At 46.0% G+C, this 11,214-nt stretch carries 12 protein-coding genes and 1 pseudogene; 8 read left to right on the top strand and 5 right to left on the bottom strand.

Annotated elements, in window-relative coordinates; translation table 11 throughout:
- Positions 1 to 107: 107 nt before the first annotated feature.
- Positions 108 to 521 (top strand): annotated as a pseudogene (locus IM507_RS21960) (transposase); the annotation flags it as partial.
- Between the two features lie 36 nt (positions 522 to 557).
- On the opposite strand, the gene IM507_RS21955 reads toward IM507_RS21960, so the two are convergent.
- The 4 genes from IM507_RS21955 to IM507_RS21940 all read right to left on the bottom strand — a co-directional run bounded on the left by IM507_RS21955 (position 558) and on the right by IM507_RS21940 (position 4,381).
- Positions 558 to 1,499, bottom strand: a complete 942-nt coding sequence (locus IM507_RS21955; RefSeq protein WP_002735504.1) for a hypothetical protein — start codon at positions 1,497 to 1,499, stop codon at positions 558 to 560.
- A gap of 216 nt (positions 1,500 to 1,715) precedes the next feature.
- Positions 1,716 to 2,258 (bottom strand): NUDIX hydrolase, encoded by a 543-nt coding sequence (locus tag IM507_RS21950; protein WP_002736307.1) that lies wholly within the window; start codon positions 2,256 to 2,258, stop codon positions 1,716 to 1,718.
- Between the two features lie 271 nt (positions 2,259 to 2,529).
- Positions 2,530 to 3,702, bottom strand: coding sequence for a CBS domain-containing protein (locus IM507_RS21945; protein ID WP_042790749.1), 1,173 nt, complete (start codon positions 3,700 to 3,702; stop codon positions 2,530 to 2,532).
- 238 nt (positions 3,703 to 3,940) lie between these two features.
- Complete coding sequence (locus IM507_RS21940; protein WP_002751593.1) at positions 3,941 to 4,381, bottom strand: recombinase family protein; 441 nt, start codon at positions 4,379 to 4,381, stop codon at positions 3,941 to 3,943.
- 274 nt (positions 4,382 to 4,655) lie between these two features.
- Here IM507_RS21940 and trxA point away from each other — a divergent pair, with 274 nt between their 5' ends.
- The 3 genes from trxA to IM507_RS21925 all read left to right on the top strand — a co-directional run bounded on the left by trxA (position 4,656) and on the right by IM507_RS21925 (position 6,057).
- A complete protein-coding gene (gene trxA / locus IM507_RS21935; protein ID WP_002778933.1) occupies positions 4,656 to 4,979 on the top strand; it encodes a thioredoxin in 324 nt (107 codons plus the stop codon).
- Between the two features lie 80 nt (positions 4,980 to 5,059).
- A complete protein-coding gene (locus IM507_RS21930) occupies positions 5,060 to 5,386 on the top strand; it encodes a hypothetical protein (RefSeq protein ID WP_002751596.1) in 327 nt (108 codons plus the stop codon).
- A gap of 53 nt (positions 5,387 to 5,439) precedes the next feature.
- Positions 5,440 to 6,057 carry a CP12 domain-containing protein gene (locus IM507_RS21925; RefSeq protein ID WP_002737762.1) on the top strand — a complete coding sequence of 206 codons (618 nt, stop codon included), beginning with the start codon at positions 5,440 to 5,442 and terminating at the stop codon, positions 6,055 to 6,057.
- Between the two features lie 117 nt (positions 6,058 to 6,174).
- Here the strand turns inward: IM507_RS21925 and IM507_RS21920 are convergent, their stop codons facing one another.
- Entirely contained in the window at positions 6,175 to 7,107 is a 933-nt protein-coding gene (locus IM507_RS21920; RefSeq protein ID WP_002737669.1) for a LysR family transcriptional regulator, read from the bottom strand.
- 227 nt (positions 7,108 to 7,334) lie between these two features.
- Between IM507_RS21920 and IM507_RS21915 the strand changes: the two genes are divergently transcribed.
- The 4 genes from IM507_RS21915 to IM507_RS21900 all read left to right on the top strand — a co-directional run bounded on the left by IM507_RS21915 (position 7,335) and on the right by IM507_RS21900 (position 10,806).
- Positions 7,335 to 7,625 carry a hypothetical protein gene (locus IM507_RS21915; RefSeq protein ID WP_036396345.1) on the top strand — a complete coding sequence of 97 codons (291 nt, stop codon included), beginning with the start codon at positions 7,335 to 7,337 and terminating at the stop codon, positions 7,623 to 7,625.
- A gap of 94 nt (positions 7,626 to 7,719) precedes the next feature.
- Positions 7,720 to 8,841, top strand: coding sequence for a sodium-dependent bicarbonate transport family permease (locus tag IM507_RS21910; protein WP_042790747.1), 1,122 nt, complete (start codon positions 7,720 to 7,722; stop codon positions 8,839 to 8,841).
- Positions 8,842 to 8,925: 84 nt separating this feature from the next.
- Positions 8,926 to 9,264: a P-II family nitrogen regulator gene (locus tag IM507_RS21905; RefSeq protein WP_002736019.1), complete on the top strand. Its 339-nt coding sequence runs from the start codon at positions 8,926 to 8,928 to the stop codon at positions 9,262 to 9,264.
- A gap of 126 nt (positions 9,265 to 9,390) precedes the next feature.
- Positions 9,391 to 10,806 (top strand): cation:proton antiporter, encoded by a 1,416-nt coding sequence (locus tag IM507_RS21900; protein WP_042790746.1) that lies wholly within the window; start codon positions 9,391 to 9,393, stop codon positions 10,804 to 10,806.
- The last annotated feature ends 408 nt before the right edge of the window (positions 10,807 to 11,214 follow it).

Here is an 11,214-nt window from a genome sequence, read left to right as displayed (position 1 = left end):
TATGATCGATCAATCTTTGTGTCCTTTGTGTCTTTGTGGTTCGTTCCACCCCCTCGCTAGGAGGAATGTATCTTAGAATACATTTTACCCACCAAACCTGGGAGAGCCAAAGAGGGAGAAATATTTCAATAATTAGTGCTATAAGCTTAGAAAAAGTTGTGGCATCAGTCAACATATACGGTGCAGTGGATGCGGTAACATTTGAAGGATTTATTCTGAAGGAAGTGCTGCCAAAAATTAAAGAAGGAGACTGTTTGATCATGGATAACGCCAAGATTCATCTCGGAGAAATGGTCAGAGAAATAATCGAACAAGAAAAAGCTAGACTCATCTATTTACCTCCTTATTCTCCTGAATTCTCTCCTATTGAAAACTTTTGTTAAAAAGTGAAAGCGATGTTAAGAAAACTGGAGGTGAGAACTTACAAAGACTTAATAGAAGGGATTGAATTGGCTATGTTAGAAGTTACTCAAAAAGATATTCGCAATTGGTTTACTCACTGTTCTTACTGTACCTCATAAATCAGAGAATTGCTATAATTTATAATTTATAATTACCTATAGATAGTTAAGTTTTTGAGCGATTAGAGGTAAAGCAAGAGCGATAGCAACACTAACAATCATACCGATAAAAGCTTTCAAAGCATCCCCTAAAACCAATTTACCCGTGGCGGCTAAATTAGGGTTTTCTCTGGTTAAAGTCAGAGAAATTTCTCGACCTCCTAATAAACCTAAAAATACCCAAGTGGTACTCATGGGAATATGATTATAGCCAACAAAAAACAGTAAAATTAGGCCATAAATCAAGTTAATAATTGTTGCAGAACGCGGATCATGGGCGTTAGTTTTGCTAGTGACAATTTTCTCGATTTGACCACCGTGATTAATAAAAATGATAGTTTGCAGGAGTAGCATAACTGTTAGAGATAAAACTAACCATGTTGCTGCTAACTTTCTGGGAAGATAGGCGAAAATATTAGCAAAATCTTGCATTAACCATTGACTCCAGAGAAACCCGGTGGATAACCACTGTAAAACTACCCAGATTTTTTGAGGTTCTTTATTAACTGTTTCTAGGAAAAAGTTTTCTAATCGATAAATAATTCGATAGATGACTAACCCCACTATAACAGCAATAGCATAACCCCAAGCGGATTTAATTAACATTTCATCTAGAGATTGGGGAGCAAAAACTGTTAAAACCAAAAAGGTTGTACTCACGGGTATTCCCCAAGTGGTGAGAATTAAAATTGCTAAGGGAGGAACGATATAAATCCAAGTAAAATTTTCTGGGAAGGGAATCATTTCTAGTCGATTATAGGCCACATCTCCCTGATTAATGTACCAACCAGCGATAAAAATCGAAGCTAAGATTATACTGGAATACAGCCATAAAATCCACCAGGGACGTTCTTCATTGGCACTTAAAAAAGTACCTAAAGTCTGTAGGGAATCGTTGGCAACGATCGCATAAGCTGATAGAATAAAGCCAGCAATCATAAAAAAATTACTCATAGACAGTGGGAATTATAAATTATGAATTAAGTAGGTAGCTGTTAAAAGTTGTTAGACACCCCCCTTATCAAGGGGGGATCAGAGGCAAAATCTATCTTCAATTTAATTATAACTACTTACTTATCAATTATGAATTAGGTAGAATAAATAAAAATAATCTCCTGACAACTACCTCCCTATTAATATAACCGCTATAACTCCTTAATTTTGCTTTAAAAAATCCCTCGCTAAATAGAAAGCAGCTAAACTACCAGAGACAGTAATTTCCTGGGGATTAATTTCCTGTAAAGGTCGAAGAATAACTTCAATTTCCTCGGTAACATCTAACTTTTGTTGACCGGTGGGGATAGCATTAAGAGCCAAAAAAATATGAATTCTGTTAGTATCTTTAACGGGATTATCATACAAAACACCTAGAGGTATTAGAGAATCACTTTGATAACCAGTTTCCTCCTCGAATTCCCGACGCGCTGCCGCAGTAATATTATCTTCACCCGCATCTACTGCTCCAGCGGGAAATTCTAATAAAATTTCCTTAACTCCGTGACGATATTGACGGACAAAAACTAATTGATTATCCCCGGTAACTGGAACAACTAACACAATTTCAGGACGAATATTAACAAAATAATCGTCGATAACTTGTCCAGAGGATAACTGCACCGCGTCTTGACGGACTTGACACCAACGATTCTGAAAAACTAGCTCAGATTTAATAATTTGCCATTTTTTTAAATTAGTCATCGACAATCCCGTTATAATTGCAGTGAAATTACTAAACTTTTTTCGCAGATAATTATAAGTAAGTAGGTAGGCGTTAAAAATTATCAGATGCCCCCCTTATTAAGGGGGATCCCCCCGCCTATCGGCACCCCCCTTATCAAGGGGGGCAGGGGGGATCGGCACCCCCCTTATCAAGGGGGACTAAGGAGGGATCGAACCTAAAATCTATTTTTAATTTAATTATAACCAGCTACTTAACCAGATTTAGTATGAATAGAAGCAAACCGGTTATCTAAGAGCTAATTTCACGGCCGAGGTACTCAAGCTTATCTAGAACAGATTGAAGCAAAGATCGCCGCTGCTCGACGACAATATCTAAGTTAGCCAACATATACTTTACGTCTTTGTAAGCATTGTCCAGCAAGGCCAGTAATAATTCGCGATCGCCAGCGCTCTCTTTTTCTGATGGGGTGCGGGTCCGTTGGGGTAATAAGTCCGCCGGTGGAGAAGGAAGGGAGGGCGATCGCTCGGACTCTAGCTGTTGAATGGTTTGTTGTAAATTTTCAATCACCCCATACATTTCCATCGGGTCAAAAACCCTTAACAGACTGGTTTGTGTGACAATGCCCAACCCCCGACCCCAGTTCCAAGAAACCACCAAACGCCCCACCCGCCGTTTTTGCATTTCCTGATGGGCCGTCCACAGGGAATCCTCGGGACTGAGGAGAAATAAGGGCGTACTCATCACCGTCTGGGCCCTAGTTTTGTGCAGATCGATTTGAACTGCTTGAAACTGGACAAGATCTCGCTCTGTCACAATACCAACGGGGTAGTCATTGTCTTCGGAATTTCTCTGGGTGATCACCACACAACTGACACGATGTTCCGCCATTAACTGGGCCAATTGCAAGACTGTGGCGGTGAGTGGGGCCTGTACCACTTGAGTGGTCATCACATCGGATACGCGACGAAACCGCAACAGATTGGCCGGACGCAATATCTGGCGAATACTTTCATGGGAGATCACCCCGACTAACTGTCCTTGGTCATCCACAATCGGCAAATGGCGAATGCGGTAGCGACGAAACAAAAACAGGGCAGCAAAAATGTCTTGAGCAGATTGCTGGGGCAACGTGATCAGGGGATGCACCATCACATCGGCAACGGTTGTCTCGGTCAGGTTAATTCCTTGGGCGGTGAGTCGCACCACATCCCGTTCTGTCAAAATTCCTAATAACTCTTGCCCTTGCACCACCAGCAGACAGCTAACACGCGCTTCTCCGGCCGGAGGAGCTAGAGGAGATAGGTCATCGGTGAGCAAACACAGACGACTATGGGCCTGACCAATCATGGCGATCGCATCTGCCAGGGAAGTGGTTGGCGGCACCGTCAAGGGGTGGCGATCAATCGCTTTTTCCAGATCGGGGGCCCAACTCAGAGGTGTATCGAGGGACATCAGCACCATCCTGCAATCGCAAAGGCCAAGATAGACAGAACAGCCACTGGGCAAAGAACCCAGACTCTCAGAGTTGCCAAAACCCGTTCTAAAACTATCTCAAAGTGTAGCGTCATTTAACTTTTTCCTAAAAGATGTAACGTTTTGTTACAATTTTTATTAAACTCGTAAAGATTTTAGACCCACTTCGGTGTATCATAGAGGGATGTAACAGGTTAAAGCCTGAAACTTTTTATTTAGGGGTTATTCAGCCTCTAATGGTTTCAGGAGCGGTATCACCAGACGCTGGGGTGAGTACTTCCGGGTTCTGGTCGGCCTGAAGGGTTACTCCGGAAATTCTGGACACCTTTCCATAAAGTCGATCCAGCACTCGCTTTACGGAAATACGCTGCCATGGTTGACCGCGTTTGGTGGTGTAGCCCTGTTCATTAAGCCAATCGGCGATCTTCTGCAAGGATTTCCCTGATTTGTGATGACGGCGAATCAGTTCAATGACCCGGCACTCTTCCGGATCATCCACTAATTCCCCATCGATCGATCGTTGTCCAAAGGCAGGGGAGCCGTAGCCCGCATAACCACCGTTGCTTGCTTTTGCCTGTCTGCCTTGTTCTAGCCGCTCCCAGGCAGATAAATCGTTGGAAGGGGTCGCTGTCATAGGGTATCTAAATGCAATAACTTGCAAAACCATATTATCGCAACTTAACGTCGCAAATTTGTTTTGATTGGGAGCAGCCGATGACGACTTACAAATTAAAACCCGCGCATGAGCAGGGACTAGATGTCACCATCGATGTCTGGGACAACCAAACTATAGACGATACCCCCGGGAGGCGGACAAAGTTAAAGGGTCAAAGGCCAAGCATTTTTAGATGAGGAGCGGTTCAAAGCTGAATTTATCTTGTAAAACGCAGCGAGCAGAGAATTTGTACTAAGTTACACAGCATCAATCTGGAGATATAAACATGGGTACGGCTACATTTATTCAAGATGAAACTGAATTTGATTCCCTCTTAAAGAGTGAATCCCTGTTGGTGGTAGATTGCACGGCAACCTGGTGTGGACCTTGCAAACTGGTGGCTCCGTTGATCGATCGATTGGCCGATGACTATCGCGATCGCGCTAAAGTCTTCAAACTTGACCTAGACAGTAACAAACCCGTGGCCAAACGCTTTGGAATTAAAAGTATTCCTGCTGTCATGGTGTTTAAACAGGGGAAATTGATAGAAACATTAGTTGGGGTTAAACCCTATGAAGAATTTACGGCAGCCGTAGAACGACAATTATAGTCTTCCACCGTGAACAAACACTCTGGGCAAACGTCCGAAGTTGACCCTTTCCTTCTCACACCACTATTCAATTTTGAGGTATGGCGATGAACAAGCTTATAGAAATCCGGTGTCCCAACTGTGGCAGCGTAGCTCAACGGCTCTTGAGCGATCGCCTGCCCGCAGGATATAAGTGTCCGGCCCGGCAAGTTGCTCAGACGGAATGCCCAGTGTGTGATTATTTCATCGCCATGTGTTGGCAAAACGGTGCTGTGCTGGAGGCCTATGCTCCGGGCATTCAGGGGAACACAGCTGCGGCCATGCCGCCCCAGCCCCAACCAGCGATCGCCCATTGGTCTTTGTCATCTGTGTTCAAAGTGGCACTCAGCCCACAAGAGTCTAGGAAATTGCTATCGGGACAACCCTAGTCAACTTTTGCATTTATACCAGTTCTTTAATTTAACAACACCATCCAACTCCTATGCTGCAAGCTCAAGAAATTATGACCCAAAACGTTGTCACCATTCGTGGTTCGGCAACGGTTGCCGATGCCGTGAAATTGATGAAAGAAAAAAAACTGCGGGGTTTGATTGTCGAACCGCGCCATGAACAGGACCCCTATGGAATTGTCACCGAAACCGACATCGTTTACAAAGTGGCGGCCTTTGGCCACGATCCTAAAACTATGCGGGTCTATGAAATTATGGCCAAGCCCTGTGTGGTTGTCAATCCCGAACTGGGTGTGGAATATGTGGCCCGGTTATTTGCTCAAACCCGCATTCGCCGCGCACCAGTGATTCAGGGCAAAACTTTGCTGGGTATTATTTCTGTCAGTGATATTCTCTTCAAGAGCGATTTTGTTGAAAAGCCCAAGCGGTTGTTCATTGAAGATGAAATTGAAGCAGCCCGGGAAGACGCACGGGCAATTTGTGCGGCCAAGGGTGAAATCTCTCCCGATTGCGCCGCAGCCTGGGATGTGGTTGAGGAACTCCAAGCCGAAGCCTCCCATCAACGGGTCAAAAAACAGGGGACTAACTCACTTCAGTCCTACTGCGAAGCCAATCCCAATGCCTTAGAGTGCCGCATTTATGAGGATTAAATCCTGGCGGGTTTTGGGAGAATCGATCGCCTTGAGGATCTTGCCGATCGGTTTCCCCAGGCGATCGAGTTCTTGATCTCCACCTTTTCGGATGCGATATGGATCGATCGCTTGCGCTTACCGAATTCGACTTGATCGGGGGTCTGTGGGTACATACACCCCTAATTCCCCTGAGAGGAGATAATCAAGAAAAGTCTTGGCGATCACGGATAGTTTTTTATCCTTGGGATAAACCACATACCAATGGCGTTGGATGGGAAAGTCTTCCACGTCAAGGATGGTAAATTCCCCATTGGGAGGATCTAAATTTAAGACGTGCTGAGACAGAACCGAGATTCCTAAACCACCAGCGATCGCTTGTTTAATGGCTTCATTATTGCCGATTTCCAAACGCAGAGATACAGTGATGCCATGGTCGAGAAAAATTTGCTGTACTGCCCGTCTAATTCCCGATCCCATTTCCCGCATAATAAAAGGTTCCCCTTGCAGCCGTTTAATCGGAATTTTTTTCTGTCCCGCTAGGGGGTGATCTTTGCGCGCAATGACCACAAGGGGATTTTCCAGAAACGGTTGAATATCGAGGTTTAGCTCTTGGGGGGGTTCGCTTAAAATATATAGGTCATCGACATTATTGATAATCCTTGCTTCTAGGTCTTGGTGATTGGTCAATTCTAGGGACACATCTACCCCTTGGTACTGTTGACAAAAAGGACCTAGGATCTGAGGGATTAAATATTGGGCTGTGGATACCGCCGCTAAACGCAGTTTACCCTGTTTAATGCCCTTGATATCAGCGATCGCCATCTCAAAGTTATCAAGATCCTTGAGGACTGCCTGACAGGTTACTAATAAACTGCGTCCGGCCTCGGTTAAATACAAACGTTTGCCTATCTGTTCAAATAAGGGCAGACCCACTGCTTTAGTCAGTTGTTTCATCTGGGTGGAAACGGTGGGTTGGGTGATCGATAGTTCTTCAGCAGCCCTGGTGAAACTGCCATGACGAGCGGTTGCTTCAAAGACAATCAGTTGATGTAAAGTGGCGTGAATCAAGAGAGGCCTCTAGAGAGCTACACTTCTGTTACTGCCTTGAGGAGCTTTGCTAAACAGAAGAATGGAGGGGAACGAGTGAAAACCTCCCCACCCCGCTTATATCATAGGTTTAAATCAATACTTTTGTAAAGATATATCGATTTAAACTCAATTTACAAAAATTTGCTTGTCAAGATATCCGTTCTAGTATAGATTTATAACAATCGATCTTTAAAAACCATAAAGTTTTGTCTATCAAGGCTGGTCTGTCAACCGCCGGCTTTGTTGTGGCAAAAAATCCTTTGCTCAGTTGGATTCTCATGGAAATAACCAATCGTATTCATTTTGACAATTTGCGGGGTGGTATCTTCGGTGGTCTAACAGCTGCCATCGTTTATCACCCTCTAGCTCTCGCCTTCGGGGTAGCTTCTGGGACGGCGATCGGGGCCAGTTCAACCGCCAAAAATCCCGAATTAGGCTTACCTGCGGACTTGACACTGTCCAAAGTTCTGCCCGCAACAGGTTTGCTTAAGGGGTAAAGAGCCTTACTCTTACTCTCTTTCAGCTTTTGAAGGTTCATTTAGTCCGTTTATATTCAATACTCCTCATCAGGGGAGGCTTAAGGAGGTATTCGTGGATTTTTTCTCATTGTTTGTCATGGACTTTATCCAGCAGTTGCAGTCGCCAACGCTGGCCTTTTTGATTGGTGGCATGATCATTGCCGCTCTCGGTAGTGAATTGGTCATTCCCGAGTCGATTTGTACGATCATTGTCTTCATGCTGCTAACCAAAATCGGTCTGACCGGCGGGATTGCCATCCGCAATTCCAACCTGACGGAAATGGTATTACCAATGATCTTTGCCGTGATAGTAGGGATTATTGTGGTCTTCGTCGCCCGCTATACCTTGGCCAATCTGCCGAAGGTGAAAGTGGTGGATGCGATCGCGACCGGGGGATTATTTGGAGCCGTGAGTGGCTCGACTATGGCAGCCGGTCTGACGGTACTCGAAGAACAAAAGATACCCTACGAGGCCTGGGCCGGCGCACTCTATCCTTTTATGGATATCCCGGCGCTGGTAACGGCGATCGTGGTGGCTAACATTTATCTTAACAAGAAGAAGCAGAAAGAAGCGGCCTACGACCACGAGTCTTTTAGCAAGCAGCCGGTGGCGGCCGGGGATTATTCCGATCAGCAGGATTATCCCAGCAGTCGGCAGGAGTATCTCAGCCTGCAGCAGCCGGCGGATAATCGGGTCAAGATCTGGCCGATCATTGAAGAAAGCCTTCGCGGACCGGCCCTATCGGCCATGTTATTAGGTCTGGCTTTGGGCATATTCACCCAGCCGGAAAGTGTCTATAAAAGCTTCTACGATCCCCTCTTTCGCGGCCTGCTTTCGGTCTTGATGCTGGTCATGGGGATGGAGGCTTGGTCAAGGGTTGGTGAACTGCGTAAGGTAGCCCAGTGGTATGTGGTGTATAGCGTCGTAGCACCGTTTATACATGGTCTAATCGCCTTCGGTCTCGGCATGATTGCCCACTACGCCACCGGGTTCAGTTGGGGCGGTGTGGTCATGCTGGCCGTCATCGCTTCCTCTAGTTCCGACATCTCTGGGCCGCCCACGTTGCGGGCTGGTATCCCCTCGGCTAATCCCTCCGCCTATATAGGTGCGTCCACCGCCATCGGTACGCCCGTAGCGATCGGCTTGTGTATCCCGTTCTTCGTTGGTCTCGCCCAGGCCCTCAGCGGCGGCTAATTCCAGAAGGATTGTGGTCGGTCGGCGTTCCCTCGATCGGACAGACCAAGCAAATAAATGTACACACTTAAGGAGATAATCAACATGGCCAAACCAGCCAAAAAGCTCGTCATCGTCACAGAAAAGATTTTGCTGAAAAAAGTCGCCAAGATCATCGAAGAATGCGGGGCGAGTGGTTACACGGTGATGGATACTGGCGGTAAAGGCAGTCGCAACGTGCGCTCGTCAGGACAACCCCACGTTTCCGAAACCGACAGTAATGTTAAGTTCGAGATACTTACCCCCGATCGAATTATGGCCCAAAATATTGCCAAGCAGGTTGCCGATCAGTTTTTCCTCAATTTTGCGGGCATGATCTATCTCTGTGATGCGGAGGTTCTGTACGGACAGAGTTTCTGTGGACCAGAGGGCTGTGAAATCTAGACAACTAAGCTTGTCTTGATCCGGGCCACCGCATCCCCAGCCTGACTGTCCTTGAGCGGTGGCCCTTTTTCCTATCCCCCAGTTTTATGACCACCTGAAATCTTTAACCCTCATCCCTTTAAACTGATGATTTTGTCCCCTATTCTGCCTCCTTCGATCGGGGAGATAGCAGCCCCCATGACTCCGCTCCCCTTGCTTGCCACCGTTGTGGCCGAGGATTCACCGATTATTCTCTCTGGCGTATTGCTGACACTGGTGGTGATTTATCTGGCCAGCAAGCTCGGCGCAGAGGCCGCCCGACGATTGGATTTTCCGCCCGTACTGGGAGAACTGGTCGCCGGTGTGATCGTCGGCGTTTCGGCACTGCATCTGCTCATCTTTCCCGAAGGGGGACTATCGGCCTCGGACTCGCTGATTATGACGGTACTGCAAGGATTGAATCAATTGGCCCCGGCTGCCGTGGACCGGATCTTTGAGTCCCAAAGTGAAGTGATTTCGGTTCTAGCTGAAATCGGTGTGATTATTCTGCTGTTTGAAATTGGCCTAGAATCCGACCTCCGACAACTCAAGGAAGTGGGAATTCAAGCCACGGTTGTGGCCTGTGTGGGGGTTGCGGCACCTTTTGCGGCAGGTACGGCCGGGTTAATGCTCGTCTTTCATGTGGCGGCTATCCCGGCGATTTTTGCAGGGGCTGCCTTGACAGCAACCAGTATCGGTATTACCTCGAAGGTGTTGTCCGAGTTAGGTCAACTCAAATCCAAAGAAGGGCAAATTATTGTCGGTGCAGCGGTGATCGATGATGTCCTTGGTATTATTGTTCTGGCTGTGGTCGCTAGTTTAGCCAAAACCGGTGAGATTGATGTGACCAATGTTATTTATCTGATTGTCAGCGCTACGGCCTTTTTGATCGGATCAATTTTGTTGGGAGGTATTTTTAACAAAAGTTTTGTGGCGATCGTGGAGCGGCTGAAAACTCGGGGAAATATTGTTATTCCCGCATTTGTCTTCGCTTTCTTTATGGCATTTTTAGGCAATGCTATTCATCTTGAAGCGATTTTAGGGGCCTTTGCTGCGGGTTTGGTGCTTGATGAAACTGATACCCGCAACGAGTTGGATGAATTAATCAAACCGATCGCCGATTTGCTTGTACCGATTTTCTTTGTGACGGTGGGAGCGCGTGCCGATCTCGGTGTTTTAAACCCAACGGTACCGGAGAATCGGGCTGGACTTTTGATCGCTGTCTTTTTGATGGTTGTGGCGATTATCGGTAAACTGGTGACAGGCTGGGCAGTTTTTGGCATATCCGGAATCAATCGCCTCGCCATCGGTGTGGGTATGATTCCCCGGGGTGAGGTGGGTCTAGTTTTTGCCGGGATTGGCTCGGCCAGCGGAATTTTGGATAAGCCTTTGGAAGTGTCGATTATTATTATGGTAATCCTGACTACTTTCCTCGCTCCTCCCTTCCTCAGAGTCGCTTTTGGTAAGACGGAAACTGTTGCCGAAACCCTGGAAAGCAAGGGGCCAGCTAATCCTATTCCTTAATTTTGCGGGTAAAATCTGATTTTTTAGACGAGGCTGAAGCATTTTCAGCCTTTTTACAAATCTATGCTCAGGATAAGGGAGCGATCGAGGTAAGATTTGAGAGTATCTAATCTTTTTCCTATGTTCGAGCAGACATTTAATACCAATTCTCCAAAGTCTGACTACAGAAGTTTAATCCCCCTAAATCCCCCTTAAAAAGGGGAACTTAAAGGGGGATTTAAATTCGATGTGTAGTTTTCATTTAGAGAAATGGTATAACTGAACTTTCCCCATACATATATACTATAATAGCCGAAAACCCTTATCCATCAATGGATACGCTCCTTAACTTTTCTTAATGTACCCATGTAATTTGTAACATTTCTTAATGGACAAGAATTCTCTCTATTTGCTAGAATGATAGCCATG

This window comes from Microcystis sp. M20BS1 (assembly GCF_020245305.1).
Taxonomy (GTDB): Bacteria; Cyanobacteriota; Cyanobacteriia; order Cyanobacteriales; family Microcystaceae; genus Microcystis; species Microcystis ichthyoblabe_A.
Note: the sequence above shows the minus strand (reverse complement) of the source record. Positions and strands in the feature narration are given on the sequence as shown.